The following is an 18109-nucleotide window of genomic DNA, read 5'->3' as shown; positions in this document are numbered from 1 at the left end:
CCGATTGACCTTTTTTATCTTTTTAAATTGCTTCAGAGTATATCCGCGCCCTTCCATTACTTAAAATAATATCAAAGATTTTAAAATAATCTTTTTCAGCATAATTATTTATATCTACTCCAATACTGTTATTATCGTAAGGTTCATATTTCTTTAAATTTGAAACCGAAAACAATCCTACAGTTGGTGTATGAACAGCACTCGCCAAATGCATAATTCCACTGTCTGCTCCTATGAACAAATTGGAATTCGCAATTACGGATCCAATTTCACGAACATCTTTACTGTAAAATGTTGGTGCTTTAAAACCAATTTGGGAAACATTTTCTACTGGCAGAATTTCAATGATATTATAGTTTTGATATTCAGATTTTAAACTGTTGTAAAAATCTTCCCACCAGCATTCTGATAAACATTTTGTTCCTGTTGCATAAGTGAACACACAAATTGTTTTTTTATCATTTTTAACCAAATTGCCTAGTATTTTCCTTCCCTGAGCAATTTCCTTAGAATTTAATTTTAGATCTAAGGAAGGAATATGATTTTCTCTTTTCTCAAAGCCTAATTTGGTAACGTAATCCCGAAAATGATAAATAGGATATTTAGCAATGTGCGCATAATCTCCATAATATAAATTGGCTGAAAAAGGTAAATCGCCAAAAAACTTAAATTTAGAATTTGAAAATTTTGTTGCCAAACGACCTGAAGAAGAACCATAATCTACATTTATGGCAATATCATACTTGTACTTTTTTAAAGAAATCCAGACTGAAAAATATTTTAATAAATTACGGAAAGGCTTTTTAGGTAATTTGATTATCCTGTCTACAGAATTATAATTTTCGAAAATAATCGGAGCTAAAAACCCTTTTACAAACAAATCAATTTTACAATTCGGAAACATTTCTTCTAATTCCTGAACAAAAGGCGTAATCAATAGAAGATTTCCTAATCGCGCATTTGGTCTGCAAATTAAAATCCTTTTGATATCATTTTTGTTTACCAGAGTAATGCCTTGTTCAGCATTTGATTTTCCAATATTCTTTGTCAGAGTACGCATTAATCCACGTCTCAAAACATTTATTTTACTTAAAGCTCCCATTTTATACTAATTAATCTGATTTGCAATATTTTAAAAGAGAATCAATCTTGTAACTTTTACAAAGCTAATTCCTCAATCTTTTAAAAATATAAATCACTCAATAAGTAATCATTATAAAATTGTAACCAAATGTTTCAAAATAACCACAACAAATTTCTCATTATCAAATACTTAATAAAAAAAATGCTTTGTAATCAACAAAGCATTTTTCTTTATATTTTAAACTCGTAAAAAATTATACTGATATTGTCACTAAATATCCTTCAGAACCTCTCACATTAAAAACAGTTCCGTTTTCAAAAATCAAATATTGACCTTTGATTCCAATCAGCTTTCCTTGAAATGATGGTGTTTTATCTAAATTTAAACTTGCCACTTTTACAGGATAATTTAAAACCGGGTATTGCAAATCGTAGACATCACTTTTTTGACTATAAAAATATTCCTGAGCTTCTGCCGGAATCAAACTTTCTATTTTGACTTTTTCAGCAATCAGGTCAAAAGTTGCTGTTGGGTTTTGAAGCATTTTTCGCCAATTTGTTTTATCTGTATAATGGTTTTTTAAGGCAACCTCAGTGATTCCCGCCAGATATCGGTTTGGAACCTCAACCACAGCAATTGCCTGACTGGCTCCCTGATCAATCCATCTGGTCGGCACTTGTGTTTTTCGGGTAACACCCACTTTTATTTCGCTTGCTACAGCCAGATAAACTACATGGGGCTGCAACTGAACCTTTTGCTCATACTCTAAATCACGGTCTGCGATTCCTAAATGTGCCGTACTCAGTTCAGGTCTCATAATCCAGTCTCCAACTGCCGGGCTTGAATAAAAGCAATCATAGCAAAATCCCTGACGGAATATTTTTTTCTTTTTGCAGCAATTCAAACATTGGTAACCTGCAAAATTAATTTCGATTTCCTTATTCAATAACTGATTCATGTTCAAAAAACTATCTTCAAAAACCAGATAATATTGAATTGGATTTCCGAGTTCGGTTTGCATTTTTGTGAGTACTCCTTGGTAGGTCATAAGATTTTAGATTGCTGATTTAACTTTCCTCTGAGGAATATAAATTTCACTCTTAGAAATGGAATTTTTGAAACGGAATCTTTGTTGTAAATAAATTGTTTTTTGCAAAAAAACACTATTTTTGATATAATGCCAAAGTTACTATTTGTTATCAATATTCAAATTTTAAATTTCCTGATTTTGCATTAACCAAAATCTGAAATCTAAAATCAGCAATCTAAAATCTAAAATTCCACATGCCTATATCCATAATAAATTCGTTTGCTTCCTGGGTTCTCAAACAAAGAATACATCAAATTGAACTTTTTTTAAAATATCCAAACGAAGTTCAGGAAGAGCTACTGCATAATTTATTGACGGCTTCAGAAAATACGATTATTGGAAAACAATATGATTTTGCATCAATCAACTCTTATAAAACTTTTGCAGAAAGAGTTCCGGTTTCAGGATATGAGGAATTGCAGCCTTTAATTGAACGTACCCGTCAGGGTGAACAGGGTGTTTTTTGGGAAACACCTATAAAATGGTTTGCAAAATCGAGCGGAACTACTAACGCTAAAAGTAAATTTATTCCCGTAAGCAATGAAGCTCTTGAAGATTGCCATTATAAAGGCAGTAAAGATTTACTTTGTATGTATTTGAACAATAATGAAGATTCACAGCTGTTCGTAGGGAAAAGTCTTCGCCTTGGAGGGAGTTCCCAGATCTACGAAAACAATAATACTTTCTTTGGAGATTTATCAGCGATCCTGATTGAAAACATGCCTATTTGGGCTGAATTCAGCAGTACGCCCAGCAGTAAAACTTCACTGATGACCGAATGGGAAAGCAAAATTGCAGCCATCATCAATGAAACCAAAACCGAAAATGTAACGAGTTTTGCCGGAGTTCCTTCATGGATGCTGGTTTTAATGAATCGCGTTTTAGAAGATACCGGAAAAGGAAATCTATTAGAAATATGGCCTAATCTGGAAGTTTATTTCCATGGTGGTGTGAGTTTTTCTCCATACAAAGAACAATACAAAAATATCCTTCCAAGCAAGGATTTTAAATACTACGAAATCTACAATGCTTCTGAAGGCTTTTTTGCTATTCAGGATTTAAATAATTCCAGTGATTTATTACTGATGCTGGATTATGGCATTTTCTACGAATTTATTCCGATGGACACCTTTGATACTCCAAATCCAAAAGTGATTCGTTTGGCAGATGTGGAGCTGAATAAAAATTACGCCATTGTTATTACTACCAATTCCGGATTGTGGCGTTATTTAATTGGAGATACAGTTCGTTTTACATCATTGAATCCATACAGAATAAGGGTTACAGGAAGAACTAAACATCATATCAATGTTTTTGGCGAAGAACTGATGGTCGAAAACACTGATCAGGCGATTGCCAAAGCCTGCGAAATCACTCAAACCGAAGTGATTGATTATACCGTTGCCCCAATTTTTATGCAGGACAAAGAAAAAGGGGCACACGAATGGATGATTGAATTCAAGAAAAAACCTGCTGATGTTGGGCTTTTCCAAAAAGTGCTTGATGAAACTTTACAGACTTTAAACTCTGACTACGAAGCGAAACGCTACAACAATATGACTTTAAATCCTTTGGTGATTAATGTTGCGAGAGAAAATTTATTTTATGACTGGCTGAAGGAAAGAGACAAATTAGGCGGACAGCATAAGATTCCGAGGCTTTCAAATCAGAGGGATTATTTGGAGCAGTTGAAGGAGATGTAGGTTTTGAAGCCTATAAAACTTTTATATCTATTAATAGTAAGATTTGTCAAAATATGACAATTACAAAGAAAGATTTTAAACTAATTATTCCATTTATATTTTTTTTAATATTTGGCATATATGGAATTTATTCTGTTGATTTTATTTCTGTAAGTCAAACGATGAAAACAACGTTTGAATGGTGTACAATACCGACTATTATTTTTGCTCTTTATTATGCTTATCATTCAAGTTTTGGCTACAAAACAACTATAGTGATAGCGATTTGGAGAAATACTTTTACATTTATAGTAATGACAATTATAACATTTACTTCATTCCAAGGAATACTAATGCTTATAAACAAAAATATTGGACCTCAAAAAGAATACTTATTGTCAGGAAAAATTACAAAATTGAAATTCCCAGAAAACAAAAAAATTGGAAATAAATATTCTATAGAAATTGAAAGAAAACTAGAAAGAGATACTATCGAATTAAATGTTCCAACAAACCAATATTTTGAAAAACAAAAATTTGAAAAGCGAATGAAAATTGGTTCGCTACACTTTATATATTCCGAAGAATAAAAAAACGACATGCTGGCGCGAGCGCCCCAGCCTAAGTGTTCGAAACCTTATGGCGAGACGTTTGCACTAGCACAAAAATTGTCTGCCAATTTAATCGTTTTAAAAACGCTAATTCCACTAAATCGCATGAGGGATAGTAGTGGAAATCCTTTTTGTTTTTTCTTTAAAAACAAAAAGATTAGAACGGATAGCCCGACCCGCTTTTTCGGCGGGACATGCCCATAAAAAAACCTTAGCCAAATGATTAACTAAGGTTTTTTTATTATTTTGATTGTCGAGTTACTTGCGGAGATTCTTCGTTCCTCAGAATGACAAACATTGTGTTATTCTATTATTTACATCATATCAATATATCGATCGTGGTATCCTAATAAATACAACACGCCATCGAGACCTAAACTCGAAATTGAATTTGATGCGCTTTCTTTTACTTTTGGTTTGGCATGGAAAGCAATTCCTAGACCGGCAAGGTTGATCATTGGCAGATCGTTTGCTCCGTCTCCAACCGCAATGGTCTGGTTGATGTGGATTCCTTCTTTTTCGGCAATGGCAGTTAGATATTCTGCTTTTTTGATACCATCTACGATGTCACCTATATATTTACCGGTTAATTTACCATCTTTAATTTCTAACTGATTAGCGTGAACATAATCGATACCCAGTTCTTTTTGCAGGTATTCTCCAAAATAAGTGAATCCTCCAGATAGAATCGCAGTTTTATAGCCGTAATATTTTAAAGCTTTCATCAAACGGTGTGCTCCTTTTGTGATTGGCAGATTCTCAGCAACTTTTTGTAAAACGTCTTCGCTCAAACCTTCCAGCAAAGCCATACGTTTTTTGAAACTTTCGTTGAAATCAATTTCGCCGTTCATGGCAGATTCTGTAATGGCACGCACTTGCTCGCCTACTCCATTTAGTTCGGCCAATTCATCGATTACTTCTGTCTGGATTAATGTAGAATCCATATCGAAGCAAACCAGACGTCTGTTTCGTCTGTAAATATTGTCTTCCTGAAAGGAAATATCAACATCTAAGGTTCTGGAAATTGCCATAAAATTGGCAGTCATTTCGATCTTGTTTACAATTTCGCCGGTAACGGATAACTGGATGCAGGAACGCGGATACTCTTCTTTTTCAACAACAGAAGTTCTTCCTGTTAATCTGATAATGGAGTTAATGTTCAGGTTTTGGTCTGTCATTATTTTAGTTACGGCAGCTAATTGTACGGCCGTTAATTTTTCTCCTAAAATATTAATGATGTAACGCTGATTGGATTGTGATTTTACCCAGGTTTCATAATCTTCAACGGAAATCGGAATGAATTTAACTTTTACTTCGAGTTCGTAAGCTTTAAACAAAAGGTCTTTTAAAACAGGTCCGGAACTGGAGCCGGCTTCGATTTCGAATAAAATCCCTAAAGATAATGTATCGTGAATATCGGCCTGGCCTATGTCTAAAATAACAGCATCATAAGCTGCTAATACTGTGGTTAAACCCGCTGTAACACCCGGTTTGTCGTGTCCTGAAACTTTTAATAAAATAATTTCCTTATCGTCTTTTGCCATTTTATCCTTGTTGATTTAAGAAGCGACAAAAATCGGTAATCTATTGCTGATATAAAAGTATATTGTTTCTTTTTTATAACGAAAAAGCACAAATCAATGTGCTTTTTCAGGTTATTTAACAATTATGTTCAGGTATTAAAATAACCTAACTTTTATTGTCTTCATCACATTCGGCAAGATCTATCATCCAGTTTACTCCAAATTTATCTTTTAGCATTCCGAAGTAAGGACTCCAAAAAGTTTTCTGCATTGGCATATCCACTCTTCCGCCAGCTGTAAGTCCGCCAAATATTGTATCTGCTTCTTCAGTACTTTCTGCACTGATCGAAATTGAAAAATTATCCCCAAAACCTACATCTCCAAATTTTGGATGGCTGTCACTTCCCATTAAAACTGTGTTGCCAATTGGAAGTGAAACATGCATAATGCGGTTTGAATCTTCTTCTGAAAGCGCTTCACCACCGTCCTCCGGAGGTGCATCTTTATATTTTCCAATATATTGAAATTCTCCTCCAAAAACGGATTTGTAAAATAGAAATGCTTCTTCGCAATTTCCATTAAATATTAAATAGGTATTTACTGATTTCGCCATGATTTGATATTTTTATTATTTATTTTTTATTCTGATTACAATTGACATTGCTTTTTGCAATTGACATTTGCTATTTTATTTTTCCGAAAGTTCCTTAACTGATTCCAGACCTTTTGGAAAAGCATCTTTAAAATAGTCAATATGTTTTTCGATTACATCTACATACGAAACCAAATCTGTAAACTCATCGTCTGGAATTAGCCGGTATGTTTCCATATAACCGCTCCATTTTTCGGTTTCTTCGTTAAGAGGCAGTTCCTTAAAATCTTTTATTTCTCCAATATGCTTAAAAGCCATATATTCATTTGGAATTTTCTTTTCGATAATACTGTTCATTCCCTCTCCGTTGGGAGACATGAAATGTATTTTATCACCTTCATTCCAGTCGCTTACTGCATATGAACCTTCGCAAAAAGCACCTGTCCATATTCTATACGTTTCATCATCCCATAAAACAGACCAGATTTTTTCCGGCGACGCTTTGATTCTGATTTTAAATTCTAATGTTTCCATAATTACGATAATTTACTAAAATCCATAAATAAGACATTCCAACGATGGCCATCTAAATCTGCAAAACCACAACCGTACATCCAGCCCTGACTTTCTGCGGGAGCTGCAAAAACAGTTCCGCCGGCATCCTGTACTTTTTTAGCCATTTCATCTACTTCTTCCCTGCTCTCAGCATCAATCGAAATCAAAACCTCAGAACTTGAATTAGTATCTGCAATACCGTTTTGTGAAAAACCTGTAAAGACTGATTCTTCGAAAAGCATTACTACAAAATGTCTTTCACCTACGACCATACAAGTTGAAGTTGGGGTATCGTGCTGCTCATTGAACGAAAAACCTATTTTCCAGAAAAAATCTTTCGCTTTTGCTACATCCTTTACAGGAAGATTCAACCATATTTGTTTTGTCATTTTTTTGAATTTTGTTGGTTAGATATTTATTTATTTTTTACCATATAAGTGATATAAGCTCATTTAACTTTGGGCTTTAGTTTTACAATTGTCATCCTGAGCGGAGTCGAAGGCTTATGAAAACGAAGGCTTCAACTCCGCTCAGCCTGACATTGAGTTTTTAAATGTTTTTTTAAACATATAATTTAAGCTAATCTTTGAACCTTCTCCAGCTCTAGCTTTGAACCTAATTAGCTTCTGCGTAATTTTTAAAATTATCCAGAATCGCCTGCCATCCTCCGCGCTGCATTTCTTCGGGATTTTGTGTTTCTGGATCAAAACTCTCTATTATTTCTACGCCGTTTGGAATTTCATTGAAACTAATTTCGACTTTTCTTCCATCAGCCATAATGTATTCAATTGCTTCGTTTTGTTTTACCAAAATATATTCTCCTTCAAAATCAAAACTCATACTGCCGTCTTTTGCTGCCATAGTCGATTTGAATTTTCCGCCTTCTCGCAAATCATTTTCTGCATAAGGAGTATGCCAGTCCGGTGATGCAAAACTCCATTTTGTAATATGTTCAGGAGAATTCCAGAAATTCCAAACTTTTTCTATTGATGCTTTGATTGTTGCTTTTACTGTAATCATTGTAGTTCTCTATTTAAAATTTTACTTGTTTTTCGTTGGTTTTATCCATTCGTTTATAATTTTCTCCAACTCGTCTTTTCCATTTTCAATCTCGTGGAAATTTTTAAAAGTTATGATGGCCCTGTCGTTTTCTTTCCAGACTAGCATTTTACTTATATTGGCAATCAATCTGTCTTTTGGCTGTTCTTGTTTTTTTGCTCCTCTGTGAAAAATCAGTTGCACTTTTGTGGTCATGGGCTGGATTCTCATGGTCATCCTGTCTTCGTTTTCGAAGCAATAGTTCGGTGCATTCCATTTAATATTTTCAGTCAGATCTTTATTTGATGCTAAAATGTAACCTCTCAATTCCTCAATCTCATTCCTGAACGGATGACTTAGTTGATTTAAAAACTCAGTTACTTCACTGCTTTTATTTGATTGCTTTACCATTTAATTAGCTTCAGTATACTTTTTAAAATTATCAATAACCCCTTGGCAGAATTCTTTTTGCTCACTTGCAGGATGGGCCTTTTCAGGTTCAAATATTTCTGTAATTTTCACCTTATCTCCCTGAATTTCAAACCGAATACTTCCTGTCCTGTTATCAACAAGGTGATATTCAATAACTGAAAATTTGTCGACTTTAGTATAAATTCCTTCATAATCGAAAGAAATACTTCCATTTTTTGTTGCCATTGTATATTTGAATTTACCTCCGGCCTTCACATCATTTTCTACAGCTGGCGTATGCCAGTCATCAGTAGGATTGTTCCATTTCTGAATATGTTTTGGATTCGTCCAGAATTCCCAAACTTTTTCAATTATTGCATTCACAATAGTTTGTACTGTTATCATATGAATATCTAAATTAAAAGATTAGCCTTCTTGCGGAATCTGGCTTTCATCCATAAAGAAAATCTCCCAGTGATGTCCGTCTAAATCAAAAAAATCTCTTTGATACATCCATCCATAATCTTTAGCTTCATTGTGTAGTTTACCGCCAGCCTGAACAACTGCTGTAATAATTTCATCCACCTTGTCTCTACTTTCAACAGAAATAGCGGCAATCATTTCTGTACTTGTTGTTGTATTGCAAATCTCTTTTTGAGTAAATGTTTTAAAAAATTCTTCTACCAAAAGCATTGCAAATATATTTTCACCAATTATCAGGCAAGTTCCTTGTTCATTTGTGAATTTTGGGTCAAACGAAAAACCCAACTGTGTAAAAAATGATATTGATTTATTTAAATCTTTTACAGCAAGATTTAAGAAAATTTTTGTTTTCATAGTATTAAAATTACAAATTATTTAAAACAAATTTAAAATTTCAAAACCAGCTTTAAACTACAATAAAAGTCAACTTTAGGGTCATTTAAGACAAAATGCATATCTTCGTAATATTGAAAAATGAAAAATCATGAGCAAGAAAACAGGTTTAATTGTACCTCACGACTATAAATTATTAAGCATCGCTGCAATTTTAGAAGTTTTTGAAACAGCTAATAAATTAAGTAAGGAAGCTGAAAAACCTTTTGAAATAATGCTATTTCAATCGGATGAGCAAATCAATCACAAACATTTATTTGGTTATGAAGTGAATTCAATTGAGGATTCTGACGAAAATTTAGAACTCATTTTGATTCCGGCTTTTTCTACCGATGATATGAGTGAAATGATTAAGAAGAATCGGAAATTTATTCCGTGGCTTCAAAAACAGCATCAATCCGGGGCCGAACTGGCCAGTTTTTGCACCGGTGCATTTTTATTTGCCGCTTCGGGCTTACTTAACGAAAAACTGGCGACCACGCACGTTGATGCCTGTAGTGCGTTTACAAAAGCTTTTCCTTTGGTTAAACTAAAATCAGAGGAAACCTTAACCGCAGATGGAAGTTTATACACCAGCGGCGGCTCTACCTCAACGTTTCATTTATTAATCCTTTTGGTTCAGAAATATTGCGGAAACGAAGTTGCCGTACAAATTGCAAAAATATTTTCAATTGACTTAAACCGTTACAAACAAAGCTATTTCAGTACTTTCAGACCTAATCATTTACACAATGACAGTTTAGTTGCCCGATTGCAGCAAAAAATTGAAAATGAATACAGTACAATAGAAACTTTAGAAGAAATCACCAAAGATATTCCAACAAGCACACGAAATATGACAAGAAGATTCAAACAAGTGACAGGAATTCCGCCCATCGAATATCTGCAAAACATAAGAGTTGAAAGTTCAAAAAAATACCTGGAACAGACCCAGCTTTCGATTTCAGAGATTATCGAAAAAACGGGTTACAACGACCCAAAAGCATTTAGAAAAGTATTTTATAAAATGGTTGGCATGAAACCAATTGAATATCGGGAGAAATTCAGGGTTCAGTAATTTCAGGAGCAGAAATTATCATTTTCACAAGAACCTCCTGTCCTGCTCTACGCTATATCTCTGCCTGCGAACCCCGCAGTCAGAGGATGTCACTTCGATCAGGGCTAAAACAGAGGTTTTATTTTCATAACAGGAGACAATTATGACTTAATAATCCACATCAAAACCTTCTTATTTGTTTTCAAAAGTTCGTCAATTTCTTTCATGCTTTCATTTGAAACTGCCGGACAACCCCAGCCTTCCGGTGTTCCTTCAGGAAAAACTTCATTATCAGGAATTGCTTCCCAGGAATGTAAAACTATGGCACGGCTTTCTGCATTCGAGTTCGATTTTTCTTTTCCCTTTAAAATATAATTGACTTTAATCCCCCACTGACTTACTCCTCGATCTAAAATCACATATTTGCCAAGCGAAGAACAATGCGAATCGAATTCATTGCTAATTGGCGCATCATCTTTTGAATTCGTTCTGCCCCATTCATTGGCACCACAACCATGACTTACTATATATGATTTTGATATTTCTTTATTCGTAAAATCATACACAAAAAATCTTTTTAAACCTGAATGTACACCTAAATCAATCAATATAAATTGATTCTGATTCAGATTATTATTTTTACAATATTGCTGAGCTTCTTTGTAGTAATTGTTGTAATCAATCTCTGCAGTAAGTTTATCTTTAGCAGCTATTTCGCTTTTAGATTCATTCGCCGAAACATTCTTTTGTTTGTCTTCTTTAGGATTACAAGAATAAAACAGAGCTACAAAAATTATAAAAATTATTTTTTTCATACCTGCAATTTACACAAAAAGGCATAAAAAAACCTGTTCAAAATGAACAGGTTTAGAAAAATATTGTTTAAAATTATGAAGCAATTTCCATACGCTTCAATAAATTTTTACTCAACGTATGCTCTGCATAATCTTTGTCAATTGACAGAACTTTATCCTCAGAACTTGGTAATTCGTACATAGCGTCTGTTAAAATTGCTTCACATAACGAACGCAGTCCACGGGCGCCTAATTTGTATTCTAAAGCTTTATCCACAATAAAATCTAAAGCTTCATCTGTAATATTAAATTCTACTTCATCCATTAAAAACAGCTTTTGGTATTGTTTTACCAAGGCATTTTTTGGCTGTGTTAAAATGGCACGCAATGTTTCTCTGTCTAAAGGATCCATGTGCGTTAAAACCGGCAAACGACCAATAATCTCAGGAATTAATCCAAAGTCTTTAATATCTTTCGGAATTATATACTGCAATAGATTGTCTTTGTCAATATTGTCAGCATTCTTAGAAGTGGAATATCCAACTGCCTGACGGTTCAAACGTTTTGAAATAATACGCTCAACACCATCAAAAGCTCCACCGGCGATAAAAAGGATATTTTGAGTATTCACTTCAACAAATTTCTGGTCCGGGTGCTTGCGTCCTCCTTTTGGCGGTACGTTTACAACTGTTCCTTCTAATAATTTAAGTAAAGCCTGCTGAACACCTTCTCCCGAAACGTCACGTGTTATAGACGGATTATCGCTCTTACGGGCAATTTTATCAATTTCGTCAATAAATACGATTCCACGTTCAGCTTTGGTTACATCATAATCTGCAGCTTGTAAAAGTCGAGTTAAAATACTTTCTACATCTTCTCCTACGTAACCTGCTTCTGTAAGCACAGTTGCATCAACGATTGCCAAAGGTACGTCCAGCATTTTTGCAATGGTTTTTGCTACTAATGTTTTTCCTGTTCCTGTCTGACCCACCATGATGATGTTACTTTTTTCAATCTCTACTTCGTCATCCAGTTGCTGTTGCATTAAACGTTTGTAATGATTGTAAACCGCAACCGACATTACTTTCTTTGTCTGATCCTGTCCAATAACATATTGATCTAAGAAGGCTCTGATTTCTTTTGGTTTCTTTAAGATTAAGTCCCCAACCAGTTTGGCACTTCCGCTGGATTTTAATTCTTCTAAAACAATTCCGTGTGCCTGCTCAATACATTTATCACAAATGTGTGCATTGATTCCGGCGATTAATAAATTAGTTTCTGGCTTTTTTCTTCCACAAAACGAACATTCTAATACTACTTTTGCCATTCTTTATTTAAGTTACTAAGCTGCAAAGATACTAAGTTTATGATATTTTAATATTTAAACCTCAAAAACTTAGCAACCTCTTAACTTTTATTCTTTATTTCAAGTTCAGGTTTCAGGTTTCAAGTTGCTTTAATGAACTTGAAACCTGAAACCTGAAACAAAATTTTAACCTTAAGAGAATATTATCCTCTTCTCAATACTTCATCAATCATTCCGTATTCTTTTGCTTCGTCAGCTTTCATCCAGTAATCACGTTCACTGTCTTTGTGTACTCTTTCAAAAGATTGTCCTGAATGCTGTGAAATGATGTTGTATAATTCATCTTTCAGTTTCAACATTTCACGTAAGTTGATTTCCATATCTGTAGCAACTCCCTGAGCTCCTCCGGATGGCTGGTGAATCATAACTCTTGAATGTGGCAGAGCCGAACGTTTACCTGCAGCTCCTGCACATAATAAAACTGCCCCCATAGAAGCTGCCATTCCTGTACAAATTGTGGCAACATCAGGCTTGATGTACTGCATGGTGTCATAAATTCCTAATCCTGCATAAACACTTCCACCAGGAGAATTTAGATAAATTTGAATATCTTTTGATGCATCGGCACTTTCTAAGAATAATAATTGTGCCTGAACGATATTGGCGATCTGATCATCGATACCTGTTCCTAAAAAGATAATTCTGTCCATCATTAATCTTGAGAAAACATCCAATTGAGAAACATTCAACTGGCGCTCTTCAATAATATATGGAGTCATATTGGTTGGGTTCATTGCCGCTACGATTTTGTCATAGTACATGGCGTTTACTCCCTGGTGCTTTGTAGCAAATTTTTTGAATTCTTTACCGTAGTTCATATTTTAAGTGTTCTAAGTTTATGTTATACCTATATATTATTCTTCCATCAAAGGTTGTACCTTTATTACCTATGTGTCAATTTGTCTTATTTAGCCCAGATAGCAGTGAAAAGTTTTTTGAAATGGCAACTATTTTTTGTTGGTAAAAAAAAGCGACCGGCGGAAGCTCTTTTTTTGCCTTACAAAAAAAGGCAGCAATGAAAAAACTTGTAACGGATAGCTGGATTAGCTTCTGAAAAGTAATAAAAAATAAATTGAAACCCACATCAAAAAAAAATTTTCTTCAGATGAAATAAAAAAATAAAAGAGCGTCAGGGAAAATATCCGTGACGCTCTATATATACTTAATTTTCAGAAATTATTCTCCGTAAGACGCAGCAATAAATTCATCATAAGTTACCTCTTTAGTCGTTGGATTTGCTTTTTCTTTGAACAAATCTAACAATTTAGCTGCCACAACCTGCTCAGAAAGTCTTTTCACTTCTTCCTGATTAGATAAAACTCTTGCCACAATTCCTTCTACTTCTTCAGTAGTTGGATTTGTTTGTCCAAATTGAGCCATTTGCTGTCTGATTGCGTTTGATGTAAAAGCTTTCAAATCTTCAAATGTAATTTGGATATTGCTTTGAGCCATAGCTTTTCCTTCGATCAATTGGAAACGTAAACCTTTTTCAGATCTTGCGTATTCAACTTCAGCTTCTTCTGCAGAAAGTTGTTTCTCTCCTACAGTCTGTAACCATTTTTTAAGGAATTCAGCAGGTAAATCAAATTTTGTGTTTTCGATTAAGAAATCCTGAACATCCAATAATAATTTTTGGTCAGCCTGCTGTGCGAATTGTGCTTCAGCATCTTCTTTGATTTTAGCTTTCAAATCTTCTAATGAAGCTACTTTTCCTTCACCAAAAAGTTTATCAAATAATTCCTGGTTTAATTCTGCCGGCTCAGAAACATTGATTGCTTCGATTGTAAAAGCTACATCAACTGCTAAATCGTGTACATTGTCGTGACCCACTTTTAAGTAATCCATTAATTGGTGATCGTCTTCAAATAAACCTTTTGTATTTACAGTAACTACATCACCAACTTCTTTACCTATAAATAAATCAGCTGTTTTTTTATCTTTGAAAACTGACAATGAAAAAGTTGTTTTGTTTTCGATTCCGTTTTCTGCGTTTGCGAAAGTTCCTGTAACATCAGAATCAGCAGTCACTTTTTCAACCGGATTTGCTTTTCCAAATTGCTTTTGGATACGCTCAACTTGTCCGTCGATTAATTTATCATCAGCAGTAACTACATATTTTACGATATCATTTTTTGCTTCAAGATCAATTTCGAAATTTGGCACTAAACCAATTTCGTATTCGAAAGTTAACTCTTCAGCATCCCAGTCAAAGTTTTCGTTTTCTTTAGCAAGAGGAGTTCCTAAAAGATTTAATCTTTCAGATTGAATGTAACGCTCTAAAGCCAAATCAACTACTTTTTTAATTTCTTCTTGTTTAATACCTTTTCCGTATTGTTTTTCAACAAGATCTTTTGGTACTTGTCCTTTTCTAAAACCTTTTACTTGTGCCAAAGGCAATTTTTCGTTGATTCTTTTTGCCACCTGACCTTTGTAATCCATATGAACAACGTTCAATACAATTATCTCGTTTACAGCGTCTATTGCTACTCTTTTAATATCCATCTTCTTCTTTAATTTACGTAATAAAATTGGGTTGCAAAATTATAAAATTTTTGCAACCCAACCAAGTTTTTAATTTATTGTATTTGAAGTGTTTTACACTTTGCGTTTTATTTTTTATCGTCTCCTAATATTTTATAAGTGATCGATTGAAGTATGGACAAAATCACACTGAAAATTAATGCCGTCCAGAACGAATCGACCACAAAGCCTCCAACTATTTTGGTGCACAATAAAATAATAAGTGCATTGATAACGAGTAAAAACAAGCCTAATGTAACAACAGTAACCGGCAAGGTCAGCACTACTAAGATAGGTTTAATAAACAGGTTTAATAATCCTAAAACTACTGCAACAATTACGGCTGTACCAAAACTGGCAACATGCACACCGGACAAAAGATTCGACAGCAACAAAACCAAAGCGGCAGTAACAAGGAGTCTAAGTAATAATTTCATGGTTTATTTATTTTTTAAATTTTTAATAAAAGTACTAAAATTTTTATCCGAAATTAAGATTTCAAAAACGCATTAGTCAACTCAAAAAACATTTTCGGGTTTTCGGCATGAAGCCAGTGTCCGGCATTTGGAATTGTTTCTAATTTTAAATCCGGAAAATGCTTTTGAATATCTTCAATATCAGAGTCAGGAATATAGCCCGAATCTCCACCCCGAATAAATAAGGCTGGTTTGTTAAAAATTAAATTGTCTGCCAAAGGTTTTCCGATAGCATCCAGATTATTATTAAAAACTTCCAGATTGAATCTAAAAGCTAATTGTCCCGGTTCTTTCCAATATAGATTTTTTAATAAAAACTGGCGCGTCCCAAAATCAGGCACATATTGCGCCAAAATTGCTTCAACATCATTTCGGCTTGGCTTTACAGAAAAATCAACTGCATTTAATCCTGCCAAAATATCCTGATGATGCTGTTTGTAAAACTTCGGACCAATATCTGCCACAATTAATTTATCGACTAAATCCGGATGTGTAGTTGCAAAAAGCATTGCTACTTTTCCACCCATAGAATGTCCAAGTATATCAATTTGCGACAATTGATTTGCCTGACAATATTCAAATACATCCTGAACCATCGCTTCATAACTCCATTCATCCGAATGAAAACTACGGCCGTGATTTCGCAAATCCAAAATATGAACCTGAAATCCGGCTTCTACATATTGTCCCGCAAGGGTTTTCCAGTTGTCAGACATCCCAAGAAATCCGTGCATGATGACGAATGGTTTTCCTTCACCTTCTATTTTTGAGTATAACATTTTATATTATTTTTTATAGAAAAATTCATTTCACAGAGATTCACAAAGACTTTACGCAGAGAAACACAAAATTTTCTTCGAGAATCTCTGTGCAATTTTGCGTATGTGAAATAACTCTTTACAAAACCTTACTTTAACTTATTCAAATACATATTAACGACATTATCCAAACCAAGATAAAGCGCTTCAGCAATCAAGGCATGTCCAATAGATACTTCTAATAATCCCGGGATATTTTGTTTAAAAAACTGAATATTCTCCAGACTTAAATCATGTCCGGCATTGATTCCTAAACCTAATTCATTTGCTAATTCGGCCGCTTTGACGTAAGGATCAATTCCGTTCTTATTTCCTAAATCGTATTCGTGAGCAAAAGCCTCCGTGTATAATTCAATTCTGTCAGTTCCTGTTTTTTTTGCTCCTTCAATCATTTCCAAAACCGGATCAACAAAAATAGAAGTTCTGATTCCGTTTCTTTGAAATTCCTGAATAACCTCAGCCAAATAAGCCTGATTATTTATAGTATCCCAACCGGCAGAAGAGGTAATTGCACCAATTGCGTCTGGAACTAATGTTACCTGATCCGGTTTGCATTCTAAAACCAAATCAATAAAATTATGCTGCGGATTTCCTTCAATATTATATTCTGTATGTACAATTGCCTTTAAATCACGCGCATCCTGATAACGAATATGGCGTTCATCCGGACGTGGATGGATCGTGATTCCCTGACCCCCAAAACTCTGAATATCTGTGGCAACTTTTAATAAATCAGGAACATTCCCCCCGCGTGCATTTCTCAGGGTAGCAATTTTATTGATATTTACACTTAACTTTGTCATATAAGTAGATTATTAATTCTGATAACATTATATTTGTAAGGACAAAAATACAAAGTAAAACGTAGCGTTTTTTGCTATTTTTTGATTATTTTGCATCAAATATCTTCAACCGACTTATGACAGAAATTACCAACTATATCACCAACGATTTTAGAGCAATCGACAGTCAGGAAACGATAGCATCAGTTCAGGACTTTTTTGCCGATTTAAGTTTTTCTCATTTCCCGATTTTAGAAAATGGTATTTTCATAGGAAGTATCGCTTCTGATGATGTTGAAACATTTGATACTGACAAAGCAATCATTGATTACAAATATACTTTAGAACGCTTTTTTGCCCGAAAATCAATGATTTGGCTGGACGTTTTAGAAATTTTCGCTAAAAATCATACGAATGTAATTCCGGTACTTGACGAAAACAATATCTACATTGGGTATTATGAAATGGAAGACATTATGAAATTTTTTCAGGAAACTCCATTTTTAAAAGAACAAGGCGGTATTATTATTGTTCAAAAAGGACTTTTAGATTATTCAATGGGGCAGGTAACCCAAATCGTAGAAAGCAATAATGGCAAAATTCTGGGCTGCTTTATATCTGAGGCAGATTTAGAAAATGTTCATATTACGGTGAAAATTGGTGTTGGCCCAATGAATGAAATTATTCAGACTTTTAGAAGGTACAATTACGAAATTATTTCAGAGCACCAGGAAGACACCTACATTAACAGTCTAAAAGAACGTTCTGATTATTTAGACAAATACCTTAATATATAATTATAATGTGGCAATTAGAAAATGAGTCAATTATATAATTTAGATTGGCACATTATCA

Annotated in this window: 21 protein-coding genes; 4 read left to right on the top strand and 17 right to left on the bottom strand. The window is 34.1% G+C overall.

The window, feature by feature from the left end:
* Positions 1–22 precede the first annotated feature (22 nt).
* The gene (locus DMB68_RS12880) at positions 23–1102 is read right to left on the bottom strand and encodes a glycosyltransferase family 9 protein (RefSeq protein WP_110347057.1); all 1080 of its coding nucleotides are present in this window, start codon (positions 1100–1102) and stop codon (positions 23–25) included.
* 235 nt (positions 1103–1337) lie between these two features.
* Positions 1338–2132 (bottom strand): DUF2797 domain-containing protein, encoded by a 795-nt coding sequence (locus tag DMB68_RS12875; RefSeq protein WP_110347056.1) that lies wholly within the window; start codon positions 2130–2132, stop codon positions 1338–1340.
* A 236-nt stretch (positions 2133–2368) separates the two neighbouring features.
* Here DMB68_RS12875 and DMB68_RS12870 point away from each other — a divergent pair, with 236 nt between their 5' ends.
* Both DMB68_RS12870 and DMB68_RS12865 read left to right on the top strand, forming a co-directional pair.
* A complete protein-coding gene (locus DMB68_RS12870) occupies positions 2369–3877 on the top strand; it encodes a GH3 auxin-responsive promoter family protein (RefSeq protein ID WP_110347055.1) in 1509 nt (502 codons plus the stop codon).
* 53 nt (positions 3878–3930) lie between these two features.
* Positions 3931–4446 carry a hypothetical protein gene (locus DMB68_RS12865; protein WP_110347054.1) on the top strand — a complete coding sequence of 172 codons (516 nt, stop codon included), beginning with the start codon at positions 3931–3933 and terminating at the stop codon, positions 4444–4446.
* 335 nt (positions 4447–4781) lie between these two features.
* Here DMB68_RS12865 and serB read toward each other — a convergent pair whose 3' ends face one another.
* The 8 genes from serB to DMB68_RS12825 all read right to left on the bottom strand — a co-directional run bounded on the left by serB (position 4782) and on the right by DMB68_RS12825 (position 9423).
* Complete coding sequence (gene serB / locus DMB68_RS12860; protein WP_110347053.1) at positions 4782–6011, bottom strand: phosphoserine phosphatase SerB; 1230 nt, start codon at positions 6009–6011, stop codon at positions 4782–4784.
* Between the two features lie 145 nt (positions 6012–6156).
* On the bottom strand, positions 6157–6603 hold the full coding sequence (locus DMB68_RS12855) for a VOC family protein (RefSeq protein WP_110347052.1): 447 nt from the start codon (positions 6601–6603) through the stop codon (positions 6157–6159).
* A 75-nt stretch (positions 6604–6678) separates the two neighbouring features.
* The gene (locus DMB68_RS12850) at positions 6679–7116 is read right to left on the bottom strand and encodes an SRPBCC family protein (protein WP_110347051.1); all 438 of its coding nucleotides are present in this window, start codon (positions 7114–7116) and stop codon (positions 6679–6681) included.
* 2 nt (positions 7117–7118) lie between these two features.
* Complete coding sequence (locus tag DMB68_RS12845; RefSeq protein ID WP_110347050.1) at positions 7119–7526, bottom strand: VOC family protein; 408 nt, start codon at positions 7524–7526, stop codon at positions 7119–7121.
* 226 nt (positions 7527–7752) lie between these two features.
* Positions 7753–8157 (bottom strand): SRPBCC family protein, encoded by a 405-nt coding sequence (locus DMB68_RS12840; protein ID WP_110347049.1) that lies wholly within the window; start codon positions 8155–8157, stop codon positions 7753–7755.
* A 21-nt stretch (positions 8158–8178) separates the two neighbouring features.
* Complete coding sequence (locus DMB68_RS12835; RefSeq protein WP_110347048.1) at positions 8179–8586, bottom strand: DUF1801 domain-containing protein; 408 nt, start codon at positions 8584–8586, stop codon at positions 8179–8181.
* A complete protein-coding gene (locus DMB68_RS12830; RefSeq protein WP_110347047.1) occupies positions 8587–8991 on the bottom strand; it encodes an SRPBCC domain-containing protein in 405 nt (134 codons plus the stop codon).
* 21 nt (positions 8992–9012) lie between these two features.
* Entirely contained in the window at positions 9013–9423 is a 411-nt protein-coding gene (locus DMB68_RS12825; RefSeq protein WP_110347046.1) for a VOC family protein, read from the bottom strand.
* A 130-nt stretch (positions 9424–9553) separates the two neighbouring features.
* On the opposite strand from DMB68_RS12825, the gene DMB68_RS12820 reads away from it, so the two are divergent.
* On the top strand, positions 9554–10519 hold the full coding sequence (locus DMB68_RS12820; RefSeq protein ID WP_110347045.1) for a GlxA family transcriptional regulator: 966 nt from the start codon (positions 9554–9556) through the stop codon (positions 10517–10519).
* 140 nt (positions 10520–10659) lie between these two features.
* Here DMB68_RS12820 and DMB68_RS12815 read toward each other — a convergent pair whose 3' ends face one another.
* From DMB68_RS12815 to DMB68_RS12785, 7 genes are all read right to left on the bottom strand, one after another.
* Entirely contained in the window at positions 10660–11313 is a 654-nt protein-coding gene (locus tag DMB68_RS12815; protein ID WP_110347044.1) for a murein L,D-transpeptidase catalytic domain-containing protein, read from the bottom strand.
* 73 nt (positions 11314–11386) lie between these two features.
* On the bottom strand, positions 11387–12619 hold the full coding sequence (clpX, locus tag DMB68_RS12810) for an ATP-dependent Clp protease ATP-binding subunit ClpX (RefSeq protein ID WP_110347043.1): 1233 nt from the start codon (positions 12617–12619) through the stop codon (positions 11387–11389).
* Between the two features lie 182 nt (positions 12620–12801).
* Positions 12802–13476 (bottom strand): ATP-dependent Clp endopeptidase proteolytic subunit ClpP, encoded by a 675-nt coding sequence (clpP, locus tag DMB68_RS12805; protein ID WP_065452078.1) that lies wholly within the window; start codon positions 13474–13476, stop codon positions 12802–12804.
* A 358-nt stretch (positions 13477–13834) separates the two neighbouring features.
* Positions 13835–15160, bottom strand: a complete 1326-nt coding sequence (locus DMB68_RS12800) for a trigger factor (RefSeq protein WP_110347042.1) — start codon at positions 15158–15160, stop codon at positions 13835–13837.
* Between the two features lie 107 nt (positions 15161–15267).
* Positions 15268–15615 carry a phage holin family protein gene (locus DMB68_RS12795; protein ID WP_110347041.1) on the bottom strand — a complete coding sequence of 116 codons (348 nt, stop codon included), beginning with the start codon at positions 15613–15615 and terminating at the stop codon, positions 15268–15270.
* Between the two features lie 53 nt (positions 15616–15668).
* Positions 15669–16433: an alpha/beta fold hydrolase gene (locus DMB68_RS12790; protein WP_110347040.1), complete on the bottom strand. Its 765-nt coding sequence runs from the start codon at positions 16431–16433 to the stop codon at positions 15669–15671.
* Between the two features lie 128 nt (positions 16434–16561).
* Entirely contained in the window at positions 16562–17275 is a 714-nt protein-coding gene (locus DMB68_RS12785) for a pyridoxine 5'-phosphate synthase (protein WP_110347039.1), read from the bottom strand.
* Between the two features lie 116 nt (positions 17276–17391).
* On the opposite strand from DMB68_RS12785, the gene DMB68_RS12780 reads away from it, so the two are divergent.
* Positions 17392–18051 (top strand): CBS domain-containing protein, encoded by a 660-nt coding sequence (locus tag DMB68_RS12780; RefSeq protein WP_110347038.1) that lies wholly within the window; start codon positions 17392–17394, stop codon positions 18049–18051.
* The last annotated feature ends 58 nt before the right edge of the window (positions 18052–18109 follow it).

Origin of the sequence: Flavobacterium hydrophilum, assembly GCF_003202405.1 — a bacterium.
Classification (GTDB): Bacteria; Bacteroidota; Bacteroidia; order Flavobacteriales; family Flavobacteriaceae; genus Flavobacterium; species Flavobacterium hydrophilum.
The sequence above is the reverse complement of the archived record's forward strand: the minus strand, read 5'-3'. Positions and strand labels throughout refer to the sequence as shown.